This window comes from Pseudomonas sp. PGPR N4 (assembly GCF_059693665.1).
Genome location: NZ_JCAUKV010000004.1, coordinates 116,577 through 139,390 on the forward strand (window position 1 = coordinate 116,577; position 22,814 = coordinate 139,390).

The 22,814-nt window shown below is 62.4% G+C and carries 21 protein-coding genes and 1 pseudogene; 6 read left to right on the top strand and 16 right to left on the bottom strand.

Annotation, left to right across the window (positions count from 1 at the left end):
* Nucleotide 1 precedes the first annotated feature (1 nt).
* Complete coding sequence (locus AC58X1_RS17250) at nucleotides 2-625, top strand: glutathione S-transferase (protein WP_181089459.1); 624 nt, start codon at nucleotides 2-4, stop codon at nucleotides 623-625.
* Nucleotides 626-730: 105 nt separating this feature from the next.
* On the opposite strand, the gene creD is transcribed toward AC58X1_RS17250, so the two are convergent.
* From creD to rloA2, 4 genes are all read right to left on the bottom strand, one after another.
* A complete protein-coding gene (gene creD / locus AC58X1_RS17255; RefSeq protein WP_150572830.1) occupies nucleotides 731-2,059 on the bottom strand; it encodes a cell envelope integrity protein CreD in 1,329 nt (442 codons plus the stop codon).
* Between the two features lie 183 nt (nucleotides 2,060-2,242).
* Nucleotides 2,243-3,676, bottom strand: a complete 1,434-nt coding sequence (creC, locus tag AC58X1_RS17260; protein ID WP_181089461.1) for a two-component system sensor histidine kinase CreC — start codon at nucleotides 3,674-3,676, stop codon at nucleotides 2,243-2,245.
* Complete coding sequence (gene creB / locus AC58X1_RS17265) at nucleotides 3,676-4,356, bottom strand: two-component system response regulator CreB (protein WP_181089462.1); 681 nt, start codon at nucleotides 4,354-4,356, stop codon at nucleotides 3,676-3,678. Before creB ends, creC begins: the two co-directional genes overlap by 1 nt.
* Before the next feature lie 109 nt (nucleotides 4,357-4,465).
* The gene (rloA2, locus tag AC58X1_RS17270) at nucleotides 4,466-4,972 is read right to left on the bottom strand and encodes a retropepsin-like aspartic peptidase RloA2 (RefSeq protein WP_150570458.1); all 507 of its coding nucleotides are present in this window, start codon (nucleotides 4,970-4,972) and stop codon (nucleotides 4,466-4,468) included.
* Nucleotides 4,973-5,153: 181 nt separating this feature from the next.
* Here rloA2 and yihG point away from each other — a divergent pair, with 181 nt between their 5' ends.
* The gene (gene yihG / locus AC58X1_RS17275; protein WP_497429207.1) at nucleotides 5,154-6,041 is read left to right on the top strand and encodes a 1-acylglycerol-3-phosphate O-acyltransferase, YihG family; all 888 of its coding nucleotides are present in this window, start codon (nucleotides 5,154-5,156) and stop codon (nucleotides 6,039-6,041) included.
* Nucleotides 6,042-6,241: 200 nt separating this feature from the next.
* Nucleotides 6,242-7,180, top strand: a complete 939-nt coding sequence (locus AC58X1_RS17280) for an RHS repeat-associated core domain-containing protein (RefSeq protein ID WP_497429208.1) — start codon at nucleotides 6,242-6,244, stop codon at nucleotides 7,178-7,180.
* Here AC58X1_RS17280 and AC58X1_RS17285 read toward each other — a convergent pair whose 3' ends face one another.
* Complete coding sequence (locus tag AC58X1_RS17285) at nucleotides 7,181-7,756, bottom strand: DUF2780 domain-containing protein (protein ID WP_497429209.1); 576 nt, start codon at nucleotides 7,754-7,756, stop codon at nucleotides 7,181-7,183. It lies immediately after the preceding gene.
* 491 nt (nucleotides 7,757-8,247) lie between these two features.
* Between AC58X1_RS17285 and AC58X1_RS17290 the strand changes: the two genes are divergently transcribed.
* On the top strand, nucleotides 8,248-9,165 hold the full coding sequence (locus tag AC58X1_RS17290) for an RHS repeat-associated core domain-containing protein (protein WP_497429210.1): 918 nt from the start codon (nucleotides 8,248-8,250) through the stop codon (nucleotides 9,163-9,165).
* Nucleotides 9,166-9,173: 8 nt separating this feature from the next.
* Complete coding sequence (locus tag AC58X1_RS17295) at nucleotides 9,174-9,425, top strand: hypothetical protein (RefSeq protein WP_497429211.1); 252 nt, start codon at nucleotides 9,174-9,176, stop codon at nucleotides 9,423-9,425.
* A 65-nt stretch (nucleotides 9,426-9,490) separates the two neighbouring features.
* On the opposite strand, the gene fdhA is transcribed toward AC58X1_RS17295, so the two are convergent.
* From fdhA to glyA, 7 genes are all read right to left on the bottom strand, one after another.
* Nucleotides 9,491-10,690, bottom strand: coding sequence for a formaldehyde dehydrogenase, glutathione-independent (gene fdhA, locus AC58X1_RS17300; protein ID WP_119137581.1), 1,200 nt, complete (start codon nucleotides 10,688-10,690; stop codon nucleotides 9,491-9,493).
* A gap of 294 nt (nucleotides 10,691-10,984) precedes the next feature.
* Nucleotides 10,985-11,842, bottom strand: coding sequence for a formyltetrahydrofolate deformylase (gene purU / locus AC58X1_RS17305; RefSeq protein WP_101322464.1), 858 nt, complete (start codon nucleotides 11,840-11,842; stop codon nucleotides 10,985-10,987).
* A gap of 10 nt (nucleotides 11,843-11,852) precedes the next feature.
* A complete protein-coding gene (locus AC58X1_RS17310; protein ID WP_220632684.1) occupies nucleotides 11,853-12,485 on the bottom strand; it encodes a sarcosine oxidase subunit gamma in 633 nt (210 codons plus the stop codon).
* Between the two features lie 81 nt (nucleotides 12,486-12,566).
* A complete protein-coding gene (locus tag AC58X1_RS17315; RefSeq protein ID WP_220632685.1) occupies nucleotides 12,567-15,581 on the bottom strand; it encodes a sarcosine oxidase subunit alpha in 3,015 nt (1,004 codons plus the stop codon).
* A complete protein-coding gene (locus AC58X1_RS17320; protein WP_101322467.1) occupies nucleotides 15,578-15,913 on the bottom strand; it encodes a sarcosine oxidase subunit delta in 336 nt (111 codons plus the stop codon). The genes AC58X1_RS17315 and AC58X1_RS17320 overlap by 4 nt, the downstream gene beginning before the upstream one ends.
* Before the next feature lie 15 nt (nucleotides 15,914-15,928).
* Nucleotides 15,929-17,179 carry a sarcosine oxidase subunit beta family protein gene (locus tag AC58X1_RS17325; RefSeq protein ID WP_101322468.1) on the bottom strand — a complete coding sequence of 417 codons (1,251 nt, stop codon included), beginning with the start codon at nucleotides 17,177-17,179 and terminating at the stop codon, nucleotides 15,929-15,931.
* A 15-nt stretch (nucleotides 17,180-17,194) separates the two neighbouring features.
* A complete protein-coding gene (gene glyA, locus AC58X1_RS17330) occupies nucleotides 17,195-18,448 on the bottom strand; it encodes a serine hydroxymethyltransferase (RefSeq protein WP_101322469.1) in 1,254 nt (417 codons plus the stop codon).
* A 293-nt stretch (nucleotides 18,449-18,741) separates the two neighbouring features.
* Between glyA and AC58X1_RS17335 the strand changes: the two genes are divergently transcribed.
* Nucleotides 18,742-19,791, top strand: a complete 1,050-nt coding sequence (locus AC58X1_RS17335; RefSeq protein WP_181089467.1) for a threonine aldolase family protein — start codon at nucleotides 18,742-18,744, stop codon at nucleotides 19,789-19,791.
* A gap of 155 nt (nucleotides 19,792-19,946) precedes the next feature.
* Here the strand turns inward: AC58X1_RS17335 and AC58X1_RS17340 are convergent, their stop codons facing one another.
* The 4 genes and pseudogenes from AC58X1_RS17340 to AC58X1_RS17355 all read right to left on the bottom strand — a co-directional run bounded on the left by AC58X1_RS17340 (nucleotide 19,947) and on the right by AC58X1_RS17355 (nucleotide 22,573).
* Complete coding sequence (locus AC58X1_RS17340) at nucleotides 19,947-20,684, bottom strand: methyl-accepting chemotaxis protein (RefSeq protein WP_371918947.1); 738 nt, start codon at nucleotides 20,682-20,684, stop codon at nucleotides 19,947-19,949.
* Between the two features lie 126 nt (nucleotides 20,685-20,810).
* Nucleotides 20,811-21,884, bottom strand: a pseudogene (locus tag AC58X1_RS17345) (HAMP domain-containing protein); the annotation flags it as partial.
* A gap of 159 nt (nucleotides 21,885-22,043) precedes the next feature.
* Nucleotides 22,044-22,346: a cell division protein ZapA gene (locus AC58X1_RS17350; RefSeq protein ID WP_101322472.1), complete on the bottom strand. Its 303-nt coding sequence runs from the start codon at nucleotides 22,344-22,346 to the stop codon at nucleotides 22,044-22,046.
* Complete coding sequence (locus AC58X1_RS17355; protein WP_101322473.1) at nucleotides 22,343-22,573, bottom strand: hypothetical protein; 231 nt, start codon at nucleotides 22,571-22,573, stop codon at nucleotides 22,343-22,345. Before AC58X1_RS17355 ends, AC58X1_RS17350 begins: the two co-directional genes overlap by 4 nt.
* Nucleotides 22,574-22,814: the final 241 nt, after the last annotated feature.

A 22,814-nucleotide genomic window follows, 5' to 3' on the forward strand; every position in this document is an offset into this window, starting at 1 on the left:
CATGAGCACGATGACCCTGTTCCACTCGCCGCTGTCGCCGTTCGTGCGCAAGGTCATGGTGGTGCTGCACGAAACCGGGCAACTGCCGCGGGTACAGTTGCAGGCAGTGAATATCAGCCCGGTGGCTGGCGACGCGCAACTCAATCAGGACAACCCGATCGGCAAGATCCCGGCCTTGCGCCTGGAAGACGGCACTGTGCTGCATGACAGCCGGGTGATCTGCGAGTACCTCGACAGCCAGCATGTCGGCACCCCGCTGATCCCGCGTGAGGGCTCGGCCCGCTGGCGCCGGCTGACCCTGGCGGCGCAGGCCGATGCGATCATGGATGCGGCGGTATCGAGCCGCTACGAGAGCTTCCTGCGCCCGCAGGACAAGCGCTGGGATGGCTGGCTCGAAGCGCAGAGCGAGAAGATCCGCCGCAGCCTGGCCAACCTGGAGCAGGAGCACCTGGCCGAGCTGATCTCCGGGTTCGACATGGTCGCCATCGGCGTCGCCTGCGCGCTGGGTTATCTGGACCTGCGCCAGCCTGAGTTCGGCTGGCGTGAGCGCCAGCCCGGCCTGGCGGCCTGGTACGCCGAAGTGTCGCAGCGGCCTTCGCTGCGCGCCACTGCGCCAGCTGCCTGACGACGGCAAAAGGGGCCGCAATGCGGCCCCTCTTTCAGCGCTGGCCTGGCGCAAACAGCAGGCCGATCTGCAGCGCCAGCCGGCGCCCCAGCTCACGTTCCTCCCTCATGCCGACCTCCCCACCCGCGACCAGTCCAGGCGCCGGGTCAGGACCATGAATACGCCGAGCAAGCCAAAGCACAGCAGCGAGCCCATCAACAGCGCGTAGTCCTCGGCGCTGAGCAACCCGAACAACATCGCGTAGAGCACCGCCAACCCGCCAGCGAAGCCCAACCCGCGCCAGACACTGCGCAGCACGTGGCTGAGGTAGAAGCCGATCAGCAGCACACAAGCCGACGCCGACAAGCCGTAGGCAGCGCCGAAACCCAGGTGCTCGGACAGTGACAGCAACAGCAGGTAGAAGAACGCCAACGCCACGCCAACCAGCACGTACTGCACCGGGTGCACGCTGAGGTTTTTCAGCACCTCGAAGAGGAAGAATCCGGCAAAGGTCAGAGCAATGAACAGCAGCGCATATTTGATCGCCCGCTCGCTCTTGAGGTACTGGTCGACCGGGTCGACAAAGCTCACGCCAAAGGTGCGCTGCTTGTACTCACTACAGTCGGCGACCGTCGCACACTGGCGCAGGGCATCTTCCAGGTTGGTGGCAAAGAACGAGGTCTGCCAATGGGCCTTGAAGCCCTCACCGCTGATCTCGCGCCGGCTTGGCAAGTAACTGCCGACAAAGCTTGGGTGCGGCCAGTTGGCCTGCATGTCGACACTGCTGCTGCGCCCGATCGGCAGCACGTACAGCTGCCCGGTGCCTTGCAGGGCAAGCTCGAAGCCATAGGTGAACTCGCGCGCCTGGTGGCCATCGAACTGCGGCAACGGCACGTGCACACCGCCACGCATCCAGTCCAGGCCAGTACCTGCAGCGAAAGGCAGGCGTTGATCGTCCAGCTGCAGTTCCAGGTTGCTCTCGATGCCGCGGATGTCGCTGATGCCAACCACCAGGAACGGCTTGTCGAAACGGTAGTCCTCATAGTCCTTGTCGATGCCCCAACGCTCGGGCAGCTTGAACCGCCCGGCTATCTGACTCTTGGCGTGGAACAGCCGCGCCTGATAGATGCCGCGGGCGCGCAGTTCGGTATCGATGTTGATGTCAGCGTCGAACGTCTCCGGCAGGAAGTACAACTGGCCGTTAACGGTGACCGTCTCCTGTACGCTCTGGCCGTCCTTGTCGATCCAGCGCCGCTCGTACTTGCGGTACGGCACCACCAGCAGTGGACCGGAGATCAGCTGATCGAAGCTTGAGCTCTGGGCGATGTCGGCCAGCACGTTGTCGCGCAGGTTCTGCCGGTCCTCGATCAGGCCACCGATCATCAGCAGCGGTATCAACAGCAGCAACATCAGCAAGGCGATCATGCCGAGCTTGAAACTCAGGGTCTTGTTCATGGGTGGAGGCTCCGTTGGCGATGGGCACAGTCTGTGCCGCGCCTGTGGAGCCAGCAGGGAGCCAATGTGGAGATTGCGTGGAGATACTGTGGTGAGTTGCAGTTACCAGCTTCGCCGCCGACACCGCCGGGCCAGCTACGCTGGCCTTGTGTCGCGAGAGGGTCGCGAAGCGGCCCCAGCAATTCAACAGACGCGCCGCAGCGGCAGCCACAACCTCACCCGCACGCCGCCTTCGACGTTATCCACCGCCAACTCGCCACCATGCAGCTGCATCACCTCGGCGACAAAATTCAGCCCCAGACCGCTGCTCTTGCGCCCACTGCCTGGTCGCGGCAGCGAATAGAAGCGCTCGCTGACGCGCCCTATCGCGTATTGCGGAATTGCCTCACCCTGGTTGAACAGGCTCAACGCGACCCGCTCGCCGCCCTGCTCCAGCTCGAACAGCAAAGTCCCACCCGCCGGGGTGAAGTCCAGTGCATTCTCGAGCAGGTTGGCCAACGCCTGGCGCATCAGGTACGGATCACAACGCAACCGCACCGCCGCCGGCACGCGCTGGCGCACCTGCAAGCCAGCGCTGTCGATACGCGCTGCGTGGGCCAGCAGCAACTCGTCGACCAGCACCGCCAGCGCCACCTCCTGCTCATCCTCCAGAGCCTGCATCTGCTCGACCTGGGCGAGATTCAGCAAGCGTTCGATCATCTGCTGCAAGCGCCCGCTCTCACGTTCGATATTGCTGGCAAAACGCAGCCGCTGCTCGGCGGGCATGTCGCCCTGCAGCAGCTCGGAGGCGCCACGAATCGCCGCCAGCGGGCTTTTCAGCTCGTGGGTCAGGGTATGCACATAGCGCTCGACATAGGCCTTGCCGGCAAGCTCGGTGCGCATCCGCTCGACTGCGGTGGCGAGTTGCTCGAGCTCGCCGCCCTTGTAATGCGGCAACGCCGCGCGCTGACCCTCGCTGACCGCCTGGGCGTAGTGGGTGAGCCTGCGCAGCGAGCGCGCCAGCCACCACGACAACAGCGCACCGACCAGCAGGCCGAGGATGATCAAGCCCAGCCCAAGATTGAGCAGGCGCCGCTCGGCGCGGTCGATGTACGGCTGCAGCGAGCTGTTGGGCTTGGCCACGGTGACCACGCCGATGATCTTGCCGGCATCCATGATCGGCGCCGCGACGTGCATCACCGAGGTGCTTTCGTCATCCGGATCGCTGCGTGAAGAGCGCGCACCGTATTGCCCGTGCAGGGTCAGGTAGACGTCGTTCCAGCGTGAGTAATCCTTGCCCAGATCGACCCCGGCCGAGTCGAGCAGGACGATGCCATTGGCGTCGGTCACGTAGATGCGGTGGCTGACCTGATTCTTCGCCAGCCCCCAGATCTGCGCGCCGGGGCGGCGCTGACCGTACGATTCAAGCAACTGCGGCAAGCGGCTCTGGCCAAGGGTCCCGGCCTTGACGTCGTCGTGAAGGATCTCCGCCAGCAGGTTGGCGGTGTCGACCAGGGTTTCTTCGGAAGCCTGGCGCACCACCGGGCGGATCTGCTCACGCACGGTATTGAGCAAAAAATAGCCAGCCAGCCCGACAAACAGGAAGTACACCAGAAAGATCCGAATACCTAGGCGCATCAGGCGTGTTCCGGGCTGTAGCTGTAGCCCAGGCCGCGATGGGTCTGGATCGGCTCGGCGTCAGCGGCGACCTGGCGCAGCTTGGCGCGCAGGCTCTTGATATGGCTGTCGATGGTGCGCTCGTAGCCAGCGTCCCCTGCTACCCCCAGCGCGTCGAGCAACTGCTCGCGGCTGAACACCCGCTGCGGCTGCTCAAGCAAGCACTGCAGCAGGCGAAACTCGTGACGGGTCAGGGCCAGGCTGACACTGCGGTAAACGATCTGCATGCGCAGCGTGTCGACCTGAAACAGCGTCGCCACAGCGGGCGTTTCGCTGCGCGGCGCCATGCGCTTGAGTATCGCCCGCACCCGCGCGGCCACCTCGCGGGGGCTGAACGGTTTGACCACGTAATCGTCGGCACCGATCTCCAGGCCCAGCACCCGATCGATCTCGGCGTCGCGGGCGCTGAGAAACATCACCGGCACTTCGCTGAAGCGGCGCAACTGGCGGCAGGTTTCAAAGCCACTGATGTCGGGCAGGCCGATGTCGAGAATGACCAGGTCGGCCGGCTGCAGGCGCTGGCGCTCGACGGCGGCGCTACCCAGGGTCACCCACTCGGTGCTGTGGCCGTCGGCTTGCAGGGCGTAGATCAGGGTGTCGGCGATGGCGGATTCATCTTCGACGATGAGGATATGGGGCATTCTTGGCGACAAGCCTCAAGCTGCAAGCTTCAACTAGAAGCGGATCGCGTGAACTTACACCGATCCGCTGTTTCTTGCAGCTTGTGGCTCGCAGCTTGAAGCTGCTCCGTCAGCACTCAGGCTTGCCAGCGGTAAACCTGCGCGCGGGGTTTACCGCCGCCTTGAACTCGCGCAGCGCCTTGGCGCCAATCAACAACGGATAGTTGAAGCTGCTGCGGTCGGTCAGGTTGACCTCGACGGTGCGCTTCTCGCCGCCCAGGCACAGTTCCAGGTCGACCACCGGCCGGCGCGCTGCCTCAGCGCTGTCGCCTTCGTCATCGTCCTCGTCGGCGCGGCTCTTGATCTTGCTGATGCGCGCAACCTTGTGCTCGTAGACCTTGCCGTCGGCATCCTTGGTTGCCAGCTTGAAGCGCACCCAGTCCTCGCCATCACGGGTAAAGCGCTCGATATCCTTGGCCGACAGCGACGCCGTCAGCGCACCGGTGTCCATCTTGGCCTTGAGCGTTTCACCGCCGATCTCCGGCAGGCTGATGTACTCGTAGCGACCATACAGGGTCGGCTCGGCGGCCATGACCGGCAGGGCGAGCAGCGATAACAGGGCAAGCAGTGGTTTCACGGGCTAACTTCCTTGAGACGGGACAGTGCTTAGACTGCACAAGCGCGATAGGTTCGTCGCAAGAGCTTATCCAACATAATGTGAAACATTTGTCCCGGTCGTAGGCCATTGGAAGTTTGGCGTAGGCGATAACCACACTTATCATTGTCGACCGCTTATTTCACACAACAAGAGTCTCCTTATGCGTCGCCTGCTGACCGGCATCCTCACAACCATTCTGCTATTGCTCAACACCGTGGTGATGATCTGCCCGTTGATGGTCTTCGCCCTGCTCAAGCTGGTGCTGCCGGGCCGAGGCCGTGACTATGCGTCTGCAGGCGTGATGTGGATGGCCGAGACCTGGTCGGAGATCGACAAGGTCATTTTCGCCCTGTGCATCCCTACCCAGTGGGATATCCGCGGCGTCGACAAGCTGCGCCAGGACACCTCCTACCTGTGCGTGAGCAACCACCAGAGCTGGGTCGATATCCCGGCGCTGATCGAAAGCCTCAACCGCCGGGTGCCGTTCTTCAAGTTCTTCCTCAAGAAGGAACTGATCTGGGTGCCGCTGCTGGGCCTGGCCTGGTGGGGCCTGGACTACCCGTTCATGAAGCGCTACAGCAAGGCGTTTCTGGCCAAGCACCCGGAGCTCAAGGGCAAGGACCTGGAAATCACCAAGGCCGCCTGCGAGCTGTTCAAGCGCCAGCCGGTGACCGTGGTCAACTACCTTGAGGGCACGCGCTTCAGCGAGGCCAAGCGCCTTGAACAGCAGTCGCCGTACAAGCACTTGCTCAAGCCCAAGGCCGGTGGCGTGGCGTTCGTGCTGGCGGCGCTGGGCGAACAGCTCGACGCTCTGCTGGATGTGACCATCGTCTACCCGGGCGACCAGGCGCCGGGCTTCTGGGCCCTGCTCAATGGCAGCATCAGCCGGGTGATTATCGACATTCGCGTGCATGAGCTGGAGCCGGCGTTGTGGGCGGGCGATTACGAGAACGACCCGGTGTTTCGCGAGACCGTGCAGGCCTGGGTGAACCAGCTGTGGGTCGAGAAGGACCAGCGCATCGAGCAGTTGCGCGCCGAGATGCGCTGAGGCTTGCAGCGGCTGAGCCGGCCTCTTCGCGGGGCAAGCCCGCTCCCACAGGATGTGCGCTTGTGGGAGGGGATCAATGTCCATCAGCCGCAGACGGACAGGAACGTAGGAAGCGCCCTAACACTTCTGCCAGTTATGCAACATCTCGCAGGCCGGGAAACTGTGCTGATCAAAGACTCAGCGCCTGCGAGGCCAGCCCCGTGAACAAACGCCTTAACTTCTACCAAAGCGGACAGATCAATCTCGAGATCACCGGCAACCAGCACTGGAAGCTACTGCAGGGGGCCGGTCAGCCGCTGGCTGAGCGGCGCGACAGCCACTCGGGCATGGACATTCAGCTGTTGATAACGGACAGCCAGAAGTCCGTGTTGAAGACGCACGGCGGCCTTGGCGCAGCCACTTGCATCTATACCGCCTATGGGCATGACGCTCGGTCACAGCCTGCGGCGCCGCGACTTGGGTTCGCGGGTGAACCTCCCGAGCCATTGACCGGCAACTACCTGCTGGGCCAGGGGTATCGCGCTTATAGCCCGGTACTGATGCGCTTCCTCGCACCTGACAGTCTGAGTCCGTTCGAGGAAGGTGGCATCAATACTTATGGCTACTGTGCGGGCGACCCCGTCAACTATTCAGACCCGACAGGGCATCAGCAAGGGTCGTTAGCAGAGCTTCTGCAAGCCCGGATAAAAGAAATGGGCTTGGCTTCCGCAAAACGTTCCACCCCGCAACCGGTCAAGAAACTGCCCGGCAAAGACGCATCAGTAGAACCCCTGCGCTCCATAATGATAAAAGAGAAGCGCGCTAACCGACCGGAAAAGTCAGTACGCTTCGCTGACACGCCGGGTCGCAGTGACGTGAAAGCGGATACCCCGACCGCCTTGGTGGCAGCACCAACGGCTCAGTCAATCTTCAAACAAAGGATGGCGCTCTCAAGAGCGTCAGGGAATATCTACGCTGAGCTTGAAAAACTGGAGCACTACTATGTAGGGGCTTTGAATTACTCCGGGAGTTCGCCCCAAGCCAGACGCCCGCCAGGCAAACTGATATCAGCAAAACTGAGAAGCATCGGCGAGCAAATCGGCAACAGGCGCCAACGGCTATTCGAGCTTCGCGACGCCGCCGAACGCCTTAGAACCTGATCAAACCGAAGGTGTTGTCGCAGGCGCCGGAGTGGTCCACAGGCTACCCAGGTTCTGCAGTAGCGAACCGGCGATGCCTTGTTGACCGAGGTACTGGAGAATCAGCGGGGCGAACTGACCGATCATGCCGGTATCCATGCCCAGGGCCTTGAAGGCGCTGTCCAGATCGCTGCGGTCTTCGACGTTGTTGCCCAGCGCGTTGCTCAGGGCCGATTGTTTGTCGCTGTTCTTGCCGAGCAATTCGCCCAGGCCACTGAGGCCACCGAGGGCGTTGGCGCCGGAGAGCAGGTCCAGGCCGGGCACGGCCTTGGTCAACTGGCCGTAGTCGTCGCTGCTGAGGTTGTTGCGCGCCAGGCCGAGCATTGCCCCGGCGCCGCCCACGGCCTGTTCGGGGGTGATGTTCAATTCGCTGCCCAGGGTGTTCAGCAGGTTGGCTGACTCGGCGGGGGCCTGCACCTTGCCTTGAGTATTCTGGTTTTGCACCGCGGACACAGCGTTGGCGGCGTCGCTGAGGTTGAAGGCGAACGCTGGCGTGGCGGCCAGGGTCATCAGGGTTGCCAGGGTGAACGCTTTCATCGGGAGGACCTCGTCGGCCGGAATGGCCTGGGAAACGAGGCATTCGACTGGGGGTTTGCAGGTTTGTTCCGGGCCGGGTATCGGGCCGTTTTCATCCAGCGGGGGGTGGTTTTCGGGCTTCCTGCTTGACGGCAGATCGCCGGGGCTGCTGCGCAGCCCTTTCGCGACACAAGGCCGCTCCTACAAGTACGGCGCTGCCTTGAGCCTTGCGCTGTATCTGTAGGAGCGGCCTTGTGTCGCGAAAGGGCCGCGCGGCGGCCCCAGCAATCTGCAAGACACAACACTATTAGCTGAATCCCACTTGCCAGGGGCAACCGACCCTCTCCGCATCAAGGGCGACAACTGTACGCAAGGTGGAAAGACCGGTGCATGACGAACAACTACCGAAAACCTCGCACTTTCCCCAGTTACCTAAACCACCCCAATCGCCGACCCTCCGAGAGGCTTGAATCATTCAGTTACTAAGCACCACTCTCAAAAGGGCATCCAGCATGAAAAACGCTGAACAATCTTTACTGTTTTATGACTCCAACAAACTTGTCACCCTCAGCCAAAAGACGTTCAACCATTCTCTCCTTCGCGCCGGTAACGCATCAATGGCCGAACAGCGTGCACAAAGCGACGGTCAAACAACCCTATTGGCAACGGATCTCACGGGCTCCGTCACGCACGCAAAAACAAACACCGATCGCGAGCCCGCCACCTACACAGCCTACGGATACCGTGCACCTTCCGACACCGCGCCTGCCTTGGGTTTCAATGGCGAATACCTGAATTCGACCCTCCCCCTGTACTTATTGGGCAACGGACATCGATCATTCAATCCCGCCCTCATGCGATTCCAATCGCCCGACAGCCTGAGCCCTTTCGGAAAAGGCGGTGTGAATTCCTATGCGTATTGCGGGGGCGACCCTATCAATAGGCTCGACCCCTCTGGCCGTTTTTTCCGTAAGCTGCTAAGCGGCATAAAGGGCGCTAAAAATCTCATGAAACTACGGGTGCCCAGAAAATTCAGGGCGACCCCTGACACGCCGTCGACTCAAGGCGAACCCCCACCTGCTTACCACAGGTATACCAATGCAAACTCCAAGCCGGTGCCTCCCCCGCCGTACCGACCACTTCCCTACTCTGAACGTCCTCCCAAAGGCCATGTGACAGTAGCAACCCGCCCGGCAGAAGACCCACCTAATTACTGGGGCAACACCACCGTCCGCCGTCTTACTGAGCGACAGTGGGTACGTATAGAGGAAAGGATCAGCATCCTTAATAGCCAGGAGGAGATCGGGCTACGCGCTATTTCCAACACCAGAGTCCGTGCAGACGTTGACGAGTACACAGCGCTGGTCTTACGTATTCGTCAACAACGCGAAGAACTCTGGGTGCGGCTAGCTACCAGCGTCTTGGAATAGCTATGAACATGAGTGATCTGAAAAAGGGTGAATCAATGAAACGCTCGGCCAGCCATCTGTATTTCTATAGCGGTGACACGCTTTCCACCATCAAGCAAGGCTCACAGAGCTATACGCTCTTGCGCAGTGCTGATATGCCCCTTGCCGAACAGCACGCGGACCCTGCACCGAACCCCGGCCTACTGACCATCAACGACAAACGCGCCATGCTGAACGCACGTGGTGAAGAAAACGCACAATCGCCGGCCTTGATACCGTAAGCCTCATAGCCGCCCTCGAGGCAAAAAAAACCCCTCATCAGAGGGGTTTTCTCAACGCCTTGTAATCACGCCGCACTGAACGTTTTATGCGGATCAATCACAAACTTCTTCGGCACTCCCGCATCAAACTCGCCATACCCTTCCGGCGCCTGATCAAGGCTGATCACCTGCACGCCCACCACTTCAGCAATATTGATTCGATCCCACATGATCGCCTGCATCAGCTGGCGGTTGTACTTCATGGTTGGGGTCTGGCCGGTGTGGAAGCTGTGCGATTTCGCCCAGCCCAGGCCAAAGCGGATGCTCAGCGCGCCGATCTTGGCGGCGGCATCTACCGCGCCCGGGTCTTCGGTCACGTACAGCCCGGGGATACCGATGTTGCCGGCAACGCGGGTCACCTGCATCAGCGAGTTCAGCACGGTGGCCGGCGCTTCATGCTTGGCGCCCTCGTGACCATGGCCGCGCGCTTCGAAGCCGACGGCGTCAACGGCGCAATCCACTTCCGGCTCGCCGAGGATGTCGACGATCTGCTCGTGCAGCGGGGTGTCCTTGGACAGGTCGACCACCTCGAAGCCCTGCGACTTGGCATGCGCCAGACGGGCCGGGTTGAGGTCGCCGACGATTACGCAGGCGGCGCCCAGCAGCCGTGCCGAAGCAGCAGCAGCCAGCCCGACCGGGCCGGCACCGGCGACATACACGGTGCTGCCAGGGCCAACCCCGGCGGTCACAGCGCCGTGGTAGCCGGTAGGCAGAATGTCGGACAGGCACGTCAGGTCACGGATCTTCTCCATGGCCTTGTCGCGATCCGGCAGTTTCAGCAGGTTGAAGTCGGCGTAGGGCACCAGCACGTATTCGGCCTGGCCGCCGGTCCAGTCACCCATGTCGACATAGCCGTAGGCGCCACCGGCGCGGGCCGGGTTGACGGTGAGGCAGACGCCGGTGTGCATCTCTTTGCACGAGCGGCAGCGGCCGCAGGCAACGTTGAACGGTACCGAGACCAGGTCGCCGATTTTCATCCGCTCGACGTCACGGCCCATCTCGATGATTTCACCGGTGATCTCGTGGCCCAGCACCAGCCCGACCTGGGCGGTGGTACGGCCACGAACCATGTGCTGGTCGGAGCCGCAGATATTGGTGGAGACCACCTTGAGGATCACACCGTGCTCGATCTTCTTGCCGCGTGGGTCCTGCATTTTGGGGTAGTCGATGTTCCGCACCTCGACTTTACCGCCGCCGAGATACACCACTCCACGGTTACCAGACATGCTCTTACCTCGCTTGATTTGTACTTATGCAGCGTTGGTTGAAGCGCCGCCATCCATGGGCGGCATGTGTTACTGGAATGGGGGAATTGTGGGCTTGTGGCGGGGAAATGCCGTGACTGGAAACGACAGTGGCTTGCCCGCAGGCGTCAGGTGGGTCTGGAGATAGCCGGGGGCGCTTTGCGCCCCTTTCGCGACACAAGGCCGCTCCTACAAGGACCGCGTCGGCCCAAACTACGCGGTCTTTGTAGGAGCGGCCTTGTGTCGCGAAAGGGCCGCAAGGCGGCCCCGACGATCTCAGAGCACCACCGTCCGATTGGCGTTGAGAAACACCCGCCGCTCAATGTGATACCCCACCGCCCGCGCCAGGGTCAGGCCTTCGATATCACGCCCCTTGGCAATCAGGTCTTCGGGATAGTGACTGTGATCCACCACTTCGACCCCCTGGGCAATGATCGGCCCTTCATCAAGGTCGTTGTTGATGTAGTGCGCCGTGGCACCGACCATCTTCACACCCTTGTTGTAAGCCTGGTGATACGGCTTGGCACCCTTGAACCCAGGCAGCAACGAGTGATGAATGTTGATCGCCCAGCCATCCAGGCGACGGCACAGTTCAGGCGACAGCACCTGCATGTACCGCGCAAGAATCACCAGCTCGGCACCACTCTCCTCGATCACCTGCAGCACCTTGCGCTCTTGCGCAGGCTTGTCCTTGGGGTCGAGGGCGAAGTGGTAATACGGGATCTTGTGCCAATGCGCCAATGGCTCGAGATCGGGGTGATTAGAGATCACCGCGACCACGTCCATCGCTAGCTGACCAATGCGCTGACGGTACAACAGGTCGTTCAGGCAGTGATCGGCCTTGGACACCATGATCACCACCTTGGGGCGGTGATTGGGTGCGGTCAGCTCGAAGGTCATGCCAAACGCATCGCTGCGCTCGGCCAGGCCATCACGAAAACCCGCCTCATCGAAATCATCTGGCTGGCGGAACTCGACGCGAATGAAGAAGCGCCCCGACAGCCGATCATCGAAGGAGTGGTGCTCGGTGACATAGCAACGCTGCTCGTAGAGAAACCGCGTCACCACATCGACCGTGCCGAGCATGCTCGGGCAGTCGGCGGTGAGAATCCAGGTATCCGGTGCCCGACTCATGCGTCTCTCCTTAGGCTTCGATGCTCAGGCCGTATTCAGCCGAGGCGTCCTGCAGCCACATCCACCAGTAATCGGCGAAGCTGCGGCGAATCACCAGTTCCCAGGTATCTTCACCGGTGCGGCGGATCACCAGCTGCGACTTGGCGAACACCGTGCCGACCGCTTTGCCCACCGGGAAGTTGTTTGGATGTACATCATAGCTGGTGGATTTCATCAGCACGTCGCGCACGTTGGCGCCCTGCAACTCGAGCAGGGTCTGCCCGCCGCTGACATTGACCACCTGAATGTGCAAGCCCGCGAGGGCGTCGCGCAGTTGCTGCTCGACCACAAACTCCTGCCCGCCCGGGACGATCAGCAGCCACTCATCCGGGCCAACCCACTGCAGCGAGGTCTCGCCCTTCGCGACCACGGTCAGGGCTACCGGCAGCTCCAGGCCGAGGGCCTTGTGTACACCGCTGGCAAAGGCCGGATCATGGCCGTCGCCACGCAAGGTCAGATGACCAAGCAGTTTTTTCTCGCGCAGGGTCACGCCTGCGTTGTTGCGGCCCTTGCCCACCAGGCTGGCGAGGTCTGCATGATGCAGCGGCGTCTGGGCCTTGGCCTCGGCGCCGGGGTTTTGCTGGAAGACGTTGATAGCGCTCATTGTTACCTGCCTTGAATTCTTGTGTTCAGGCGTGGCAGCGGCGCTCGGCCGCGGCCACGAGAGTTGAGCATCGGTCTGGCGTCAGACGTTCTGCCGCTCACCCTTCGGATCGAAGAACACCGAAGACACAATCTCTGCTTCGATCACGCTGCCATCGGCCTGCGGCGAATACACCCGCTCACCCATGCGCTTGAGACCACCCTTGACCACACCCATGGCGAACGAATAGCCGAGAGAGTTGGAGGCATAGCTGGAGGTGACGTGACCGACCATGTCCATCGGGATCGGCTGCTTCGGATCGAACACCAGCTGAGCGCCTTCCGGCAGCCACTGTTTAGGGTTGATCGGCTTGAGCCCGACCAGTTGCTTGCGGTCTTCGCGCAGGCAGTCTTCGCGGTTCATGCCACGCAGGCCGATCCACGAGTACGGCTTGTTGCGTCCGACACACCAACTCATGTTGAGGTCGTCGGCGTTCATCGAGCCATCGGTATCCTGGCCAACGATGATGAAGCCCTTCTCGGCACGCAGCACGTGCATGGTCTCGGTGCCATACGGGGTCAGGTTGTACTGTTTGCCCGCCGCAACGATCTTCTCCAGCACACCCATGGCGTAGTTGGCCTGGACGTTGACTTCGTACGACAGCTCACCGGTGAACGAGATGCGGAACACCCGCGCCGGCACGCCGCCAACGGTGCCTTCCTTCCAGGTCATGAACGGGAAGGCGTCCTTGTCCAGGTCGATGTCGCTGATCTCGGCCAGCAGCTTGCGGCTGTTGGGGCCAGACAAGGTCATGGTTGCCCAGTGGTCGGTGACCGAGGTGAAGTACACCTTCAGTTCCGGCCATTCGGTCTGCAGGTACAGCTCCATCCAGCCCAGCACGCGCGCTGCGCCGCCGGTCGTGGTGGTCATGATGAAGTGGTTGTCGCCGACGCAGGCGGTCACGCCGTCGTCGAAGACCATGCCGTCTTCCTTGCACATCAGGCCATAACGGGCCTTGCCCACATCGAGCTTGGTCCAGGCGTTGGTGTAGATACGGTTGAGGAACTCACGCGCATCCGGGCCTTGAATGTCGATCTTGCCCAGGGTCGAGGCGTCCAGCAGGCCGACGCTGTCGCGCACGGCCTTGCACTCACGCTCAACGGCAGCGTGGATGTCTTCACCGGGTTTTGGGAAATACCACGGACGTTTCCACTGGCCGACATCCTCGAACTCGGCGCCGTTTTTAACGTGCCAGGAATGCAGTGCGGTGAAGCGTACCGGCTCGAACAGGTGACCACAGTGACGACCCGCTACCGCACCGAAGGTAACCGGCGTGTAGTTGGGGCGGAACATGGTGGTGCCCATCTGCGCAATGCTGATACCCAGCGAACGGGCGGCGATGGCCAGGCCGTTGATGTTGCCCAGCTTGCCCTGGTCGGTACCAAAGCCCAGCGCGGTGTAGCGCTTGACGTGTTCGACCGACTCGAAGCCTTCACGGGTCGCCAGCTCGATGCCGGCAGCGGTGACGTCGTTCTGCTGGTCAACGAACTGCTTCGGCCCACGAGTGCCTTTGTCATGCGGCACCTGGAACAGGGCCAGAGTAGGCTCCTCGGTGCGCTGGACGGCTTTGGGCAGGGTACCGACCACGGCCTTGAAGCCGGCTTCGGTAGCGGCGCGCACGCCACCTTCAAAACCATCGGCCAGGACATCACCAAGCGGGTAGACGCCATTCATGCCGCCAACACAGACGCGTTTTTGCGGCGCATCACCCGGGACAAAACCGAGGATGTCTTCACGCCATACCGGACGCCCGCCAAGGTGCGAGGCCAGATGGACGATCGGGCTGTAGCCGCCGGAGGTCGCGATCAGGTCGCAGGCCAGGGTTTCGCCGGGGCTGGTCACGGTGAACGCCTGGGCGTCGATGGCGGCAACCCGCGCACCGGTCACATGCTTGCTGCCAGTCGCTTCAACCACAGCGCTGGAGGTGAGGATGCGAATGCCCTTGGCGCGTGCTTCTTCCACCAGCGAACCGCGTGGGTTGTGGCGTGCATCGGCGATCGCGACCACTTGCAGGCCGGCATCGTGCCAGTCCAGGGCAACGCGATAGGCGTGGTCGTTGTTGGTCGACAGCACCAGCTTGCGCCCAGGCGCCACGCCGTAGCGACGCACGTAGGTCGATACAGCGCCGGCGAGCATGTTGCCCGGCACATCGTTGTTGCCGTACACCAGCGGACGCTCGTGGGCGCCAGCCGCCAGCACAACTTGCTTGGCACGCACGCGGTGGACGCGATGACGCACCTGGCCAATCGGCGCGCGGTCACCGAGGTGGTCGGTCAGGCGCTCGTGGATGGTCAGGAAGTTATGGTCGTGGTAGCCGTTGACGGTAGCGCGTGGCAGTACCAGCACTTCGGCCATGCCTTGCAGCTCGGCCACGGTAGCCGCGACCCAGTCGGTGGCAGGCTTGCCATCGAGAGTCTCACGGCTGTCGAGCAGGCTGCCGCCGAACTCTTCCTGCTCATCGGCGATGATCACCCGCGCACCGCTGCGGCCAGCGGCCAGCGCTGCGGCCAGGCCGGCAGGGCCAGCACCGACGATCAACACGTCGCAGTGGTGGTTCATGTAGTCGTAGCTGTCCGGGTCGTTCTGCAGCGGCGCGCGACCGAGGCCGGCGGCTTTGCGGATGTACTTCTCGTAAGTCATCCAGAACGATTTCGGGTACATGAAGGTTTTGTAGTAGAAGCCCGGCGGCATCATGCTGCCACCGACCTTGCCGAGGATGCCCATCACGTCGTTGTTGACGTTCGGCCAGCCGTTGGTGCTGGTCGCGACCAGGCCGGCATACAGCGGCTGCTGAGTGGCGCGCACGTTGGGGATCTGGGTGGCTTCGCTGGAACCGATCTGCAGGATCGCATTCGGCTCTTCGGTGCCGGCTGCAATGATCCCGCGAGGCCGCGAATACTTGAAGCTGCGGCCGACCACATCGACGCCGTTGGCGAGCAACGCGGCAGCCAGGCTGTCACCTTCGTAACCCTGATAGGTCTTGCCGTTGAAGCTGAAATTGAGGACTTTGCCGCGGTTGACACGGCCGCCGCTGGCAAGGCGATAACTCTGGCTCATACTTTTTCCCCCAGGCCTTTGACGGTCGACGGCGCGGCGCTAGCCTTGCTGGCGGCAGTGATCTGCGGCTTTTCGCCGATCTTGTAGGTTTCCAGAATTTCGTAGGTCACGGTGTCGCGGGTGACGTTGAAATACTGGCGGCAACCGGCGACGTGATCCCACAGTTCGTGGTGAATGCCACGCGGGTTGTCGCGGAAGAACATGTAGGTACCCCACTCCTCGTCGGAGCAAGCCGCCGGATCGAGCGGGCGGGCAATATGGGCCTGGCCTGAGGCGTGAAACTCTTCTTCGGAGCGCAGCTCGCCGCAGTGGGGACAGAAAATATGCAACATGACGATTGTCTCCGATTAGTGGGCGACGGCCGCAGCGCCGTGTTCATCGATCAGCGCACCGTTGTAGAAGCGGTCGATGGAGAATGGCGCAGCCAGTGGGTGCATTTCGCCTTTGGCCAGGCTTGCGGCAAACACGTTGCCTGAGCCTGGGGTGGCCTTGAAGCCGCCGGTGCCCCAACCGCAGTTGAAGAACAGGTTCTTCACCGGGGTCTTGGAGATGATCGGGCAGGCGTCCGGGCAGGTGTCGACGATGCCGCCCCATTGGCGGTTCATACGTACCCGCGAGAGGATCGGGAACATCTCGACGATCGCCTGCAGGGTGTGCTCGATCACCGGGTACGAACCGCGCTGGCCGTAGCCAACCCAGCTGTCGATACCGGCGCCGATGACCAGGTCGCCTTTGTCCGACTGGCTGATGTAGCCGTGTACCGCGTTGGACATGATCACGCTGTCGATGATTGGCTTGATCGGCTCGGAAACCAGCGCCTGCAGCGGGTGCGACTCGAGCGGCAGACGGAAGCCAGCCAGGCGCGCCATGTGCCCGGAGTTACCGGCAGTGACCACGCCGACGCGCTTGGCGCCGATGAAGCCCTTGTTGGTCTCGACACCGATCACCGCGCCGTTTTCCTTGCGGAAACCGGTCACTTCGGTCTGTTGAATCAGGTCGACGCCGAGGGCGTCGGCAGCGCGGGCAAAGCCCCACGCCACGGCATCGTGACGGGCCACACCACCACGGCGCTGAACGGTTGCACCGAGGATCGGGTAGCGGGTGTTCTTCGAGCAGTCCAGGTACGGGATCTCGGCCGCGACCTGGTCGGTATTGAGCAGCTCGCCGTCGACGCCGTTGAGGCGGTTGGCGCTGACTCGACGCTCCGAATCACGGATGTCCTGCAGGGTGTGGCAGAGGTTGTAGACGCCGCGCTGGGAGAACATCACGTTGTAGTTGATGTCCTGCGACAGGCCTTCCCACAGTTTCATGGCGTGCTCGTAGAGCTTGGCCGACTCGTCCCACAGGTAGTTGGAGCGCACGATGGTGGTGTTGCGCGCGGTGTTGCCGCCGCCCAGCCAGCCTTTTTCGACCACGGCAACGTTGGTGATGCCGTGCACCTTGGCCAGGTAGTAAGCCGTCGCCAGGCCATGCCCGCCGCCGCCTACAATCACCACGTCATAGACCTTTTTCGGGGTCGGCGTGCGCCACATGCGCTGCCAGTTTTCGTGGTGGCTGAGGGAGTGTTTGAAAAGGCCGAAGCCCGAATAGCGTTCCATTGTCTGTTACTCCACTCAGCGGTAAACCGGGAAGTCGGCGCACAGTGCGGCGACCTGCTTGGCAACGTCGGCTTCAACGTCGGCGTCGCCCAGGTTGTCGAGGACATCGCAGATCCAGCCGGCCAGTGCCACGCACTGAGCCACCTTGAAACCGCGGGTTGTGACCGCCGGGGTGCCGATGCGCAGGCCCGAGGTAACGAACGGCGACTGCGGGTCGTTGGGTACGGCGTTCTTGTTGACAGTGATGTGCGCGCGGCCCAGGGCTGCGTCAGCGTCCTTGCCGGTCAGGCCCTGACGGATCAGGCTGACCAGGAACAGGTGGTTGTCGGTACCGCCGGACACCACGTCATAACCGCGCTTGATGAACACTTCGGCCATGGCCTGGGCGTTGTCGATGACCTGCTGCTGGTACTGCTTGAAGCCAGGCTCCTGCGCTTCCTTGAAGCACACTGCCTTGCCGGCGATGACGTGCATCAGCGGGCCGCCCTGGGCGCCGGGGAATACCGCCGCGTTGAGCTTTTTCTCGATGTCCGGGTTGGCCTTGGCCAGGATCAGGCCGCCACGTGGACCGCGCAGGGTCTTGTGGGTGGTGGTGGTGACCACGTCGGCATACGGCAGCGGGTTCGGGTACAGGCCTGCGGCAACCAGGCCAGCAACGTGGGCCATGTCGACGAACAGCAGCGCACCCACCTTGTCGGCAATGGCGCGGAAGCGCGGGAAGTCGAGGGTCTTGGAGTACGCGGAGAAACCAGCAACGATCATCTTCGGCTGATGCTCGACCGCCAGGCGCTCGACTTCGTCGTAGTCGATCAGGCCGGTGTCGGTGTTGATGCCGTATTGCACCGCGTTGTACAGCTTGCCCGAGGACGAGACCTTGGCGCCGTGGGTCAGGTGGCCACCATGGGCCAGGCTCATGCCCAGAATGGTGTCACCGGCTTGCAGCAAGGCCAGGTATACAGCGCTGTTGGCCGACGAGCCGGAGTGCGGCTGGACGTTGGCGTAGTCGGCACCGAACAGCTGCTTGGCGCGCTCGATGGCCAGCGCCTCGACCTTGTCGACGTGCTCGCAACCGCCGTAGTAGCGCTTGCCCGGATAGCCTTCGGCGTATTTGTTGGTGAGGCCGCTGCCCTGGGCCTGCATCACGCGCTTGCTGGTGTAGTTTTCCGAAGCGATCAGCTCGATATGATCTTCCTGCCGTTGTTCTTCGGCATTCATCGCCGCCAGCAGCGCGTCGTCGTAACCCTGGATCTGGTCTTGCTTGCTGAACATCATATGTCTCCCGGCAGCGATCATTTTTTGTCAGTAGGGTTCAGTGCCCCTTTGTGCCGATGGTATGACTGCGGCGGGTGGGTCAGATGCCTGCGCACGCCTTGCAATGGCGCGTTTACGACATTCGCCGGTGGGCTGTCGCGCGTGGGCATGCTTGCCAAAATCAGCCATCGGCCTGCGCCCGCGTGCTTGAGCCGCCGGCGGGCCGGGCAATTGCGCCGTGCACGGTTGTATAGGCAACCGGGTAAATGATCGTTTAGAGTGCATCTCTGCGTCGTTCACAGGACCGTGTCATGACAGATAACAGCCAGCAATTCGCCAGCGACAACTATTCCGGCATCTGCCCCGAAGCCTGGGCGGCGATGGCCAAGGCCAATCAGGGCCACGAGCGCGCCTACGGCGACGATCAGTGGACCGAGCGTGCGGCGGCGTACTTTCGCAAGATCTTCGAAACCGACTGCGAAGTGTTCTTCGCCTTCAACGGCACCGCAGCCAACTCGTTGGCCCTGGCCTCCTTGTGCCAGAGCTACCACAGCGTGATCTGCTCGGAGACCGCCCACGTCGAGACCGACGAATGCGGCGCTCCGGAGTTTTTCTCGAACGGCTCCAAGCTGCTCACCGCGCCCAGCGTCAACGGCAAGCTGACGCCTGAGTCGATCCGCGAAGTGGCGCTCAAACGCCAGGACATCCACTATCCGAAACCACGCGTGGTGACCCTCACCCAGGCCACCGAAGTCGGCACCGTGTACCGCCCCGACGAGCTCAAGGCGATCAGCGCCACGTGCAAGGAGCTGGGCCTCAACCTGCATATGGATGGCGCGCGCTTCACCAATGCCTGCTCGTTCCTCGGCTGCTCGCCGGCCGAGCTGACCTGGAAGGCCGGCGTCGATGTGCTGTGCTTTGGCGGCACCAAGAACGGCATGGCCGTGGGCGAGGCGATCCTGTTCTTCAACCGCGAGCTGGCCGAAGACTTCGACTACCGCTGCAAGCAGGCCGGCCAGCTGGCATCGAAGATGCGCTTCCTCTCCGCGCCTTGGGTGGGGCTGCTGGAAGACGGCGCCTGGCTGCGCCACGGCAACCACGCCAACCACTGCGCGCAGTTGCTGGCCTCGCTGGTCAGCGACCTGCCTCAGGTGAAGCTGATGTTCCCGGTGGAAGCCAACGGGGTGTTTCTGCAAATGCCGGAGCCGGCGCTCGAGGCGCTGCGCAACAAGGGCTGGCGCTTCTACACCTTCATTGGCAGCGGCGGCGCACGCTTCATGTGCTCGTGGGACACGGAACTCACGCGCGTGCGTGAGCTGGCGGCGGATATCCGCGCCGTCGTGGCAGTCACCCCTCTGTAGAGCCATCCCTGTAGGAGCGGCCTTGTGTCGCGAAAGGGTCGCGCAGCGGCCCCAGATTCTCAGCTTCGCCGCCACTATCGCCGGGCCAGCTTCGCTGGCCTTTCGCGACACAAGGCCGCTCCTACAGGCTCGCGGCAACCCCCGGCGACTGCCCTTTACAGCCTGAAACCACCCATCTGCCGCGCCAGGTCATCGGCCAAGCGGCGCAGTGCCTGGCATTCCTCGCGACAACCAAGCACCTCGGCGGCGGTCTGCCGGGCCAGGTCGGAAATCCCCTGCACGTTGCGATTGATCTCTTCAGTCACCGCTGACTGCTGCTCGGTCGCGGTGGCCACCTGCTGGTTCATGTCACTGATGCGCTCGACCTGATCGGTGATCGCCCCCAGCGAGGCGCCGGTGCGCTGGCTTGCTTCAACCCCGCTACCGGTGGCCAGCTGGCCTGCCTGCATTGACGTCACAGCCACGCCGGCGCCCTGCTTGAGGCGCTGAATCATCTGCTGCACCTGATCGGTAGACAGCTGCGTGCGCCGGGCCAGGGTGCGCACTTCATCGGCGACCACGGCAAAGCCGCGGCCCATTTCACCGGCGCGGGCCGCCTCGATGGCCGCATTGAGGGCGAGCAGGTTGGTCTGCTCGGAAACGCTGCGAATCACCGCCAGTACCTCATCGATCGAGGCCACTTCCTGCGCCAACTGGCCCACCGCCTCGGCGGCCCGGCTGATTTCACCGGACATGCCGTGGATGCCCTGTACCGACTGCTGCACCTGCTGGCGCGCCTGCACCGCTTCGTCACGTGCCGACTGCGAGGCGTACGCCGCATGTCCTGCGTTTTGCGCAACGTCCTGCACAGTCAGGCCCATCTGGTGCACGGCGGTGGCAACCATCTCGGTCATCTGTTGCTGACGTTCCGAGCGGTCGGCGGTGTTGCCGACTACCTGCGTCACCTGTTCGACCGAACGGTGCAGGCGCTCGGTAGTGCTCAGCACCTCGGCGATCAGCGCCCTCTGGCTGTCGAGAAAGCGGTTGAAGCCGCGAGCCAGGTCACCCAGTTCATCCTCGCGGGAATCATCCAGGCGATGGCTCAGGTCGCCGGCGCCGCCACCGATCTGCACCAGCGCCGTGGTCACCTGACGGATCGGGCGCACCAACCCGCGCGCCAGCAGCACCACCAGCAGCAATGAGAGCAAAGCGACTGCCCCACCAATCAAGCTGGTCAACCATACCGCCTGGCGCATCTGCGCGTAGATCTGCGCCTGCGGCACTTCGGCCACCAGCGTCCAGTTGAGATCACGCAGCGGCAGACTCAGGGCCAGATACTGCTCGCCGTCACGTTCGAACTGGCTACGCTGCAGGCCTGCGCCCTGCCCCAGTAAACGCTTGGCGGCGTCGCCACCGACCTGTTCGGCGAGCGTGCGTTTGGCGCTGTATTGGTTGTCCGGGTGGACCTGGATCAGGCCGTCGTTGCGCACCAGCATGACCCTGCCCTGCTCGCCAAAGCTGAAGTCGTGGATCAGCTTGGACAACTCGGTCAGGCGCAAGCCCATGCCGGCGATGCCGACCAGTTGCCCGGCCTTTTCGATGCGGTAGTCGATGAACAGCGCCACCTCGCCGGTGGCGCCATCCACGTCGATATTGATCAGCCGCTCGGCACCACTGTCGATGTAGCCATAGAACCACTGGTCCTTGGGGTTCTGCCGGCCAAGGGTGCGATCCAGGCCTTTCTCGTTGTAGTAGTGGCCGCTCGCAGTGGCGGCGAACAACGCGGTAAACGCATGGTTGCGCTGCTTGGCAGCGTCCAGGTATTCGATGAAGCGCGCCGCCTCGGCGGGATTCTCACCGGCAGCGAGCCAGTCACGCAGCAGGGTATTGCCAGCAATATCGGCGGCCGCCACCAGCGGCTGGCTAAGCATGCGCTCGATATCGTTGCGAATGGCCTCGATGCTGGCCGGCAGAGCGGTGTCGAGCAAATAGCGCTCGGTCAGGCGATTGACCGCCACGGTATAGATCGCAACCACCACCAGGATGCTCACCAACAGGGCCGTGCCCATGCCTGCGATCAACTGCAACTGGATACTTCGCCGCCAGATACGCATACGTTTTCCTCCGCCAGGATTCTTGTTTTTGGAGATTGTATACACTTACGTATCCATTCAATCCAGCAATCATCGACAAATGCTGAACGCAAAACGGGGAACAGCCACGCGTCACCGCATGGCTGCCCCCCGCTCGAATTTTGCCTGTTGGCTGGTGCTTTACTGCTCGCCGATGGTGCGTGCGATGGCATCTACCGTGGCATCGATCTGCGCCTGGGTGCGGGCGAGCGTCACTTGATGCTCTTTTTGCAGTTCGATCTGCCGCGAGCACAGATTCAGCGCCGCCAGCACCAGCAGCTTGTCACCGATCAGGGTCGGGTACTGGCGCTTGGTTTCGTTGAGGGCGGTGTTGAGCATCCGCACAGCCTGCGAGAGGGTCTCTTCCTGGCCTTCAGGGGCCTTGATCGAATAGTCGATACCCAGAATCGACACGACATTGATCGGCTGCGCTTGCAGTTTCATCCGTTGACGACACCTGCGCTGGCGCGCTCAACCAGCGCCTGGATACGCGCAGCAGTGGCGCCGTGTTTCTCTTCCTGTTCCATCAGCGACAGCTGCAGGCTGTCGTTGTCTTCCTTGGCCTGGGCCAGTTCCTGGGCGATGGCAGCGTTCTGCTCGCTCAGCTGGGTGTTTTTCTGCATCAGGTCGTTGACCAGCTGCTCGAGTTGATTCAGGGAAGTTTCCAACATGGGGTATGTCTATCTCGGGTTGTTGCAGAGGGCGCACACGATAAAGAAAAGCACGCGCCCCCGCCATTAAATATCGGGTCAAAAGGCTTCAGCCAGGCCAGATTGACAGGGGATCGGCCACCTTGTTCCGGCCTGGGTCAACCGCCGGTCAGGATTTGTCGCGGCCAACTCGGGCTTTCGCTCATCGAACTCAAGACTGGCCGGTCACGACCGATAGCCATACAGGTCTTATCTCGACGCA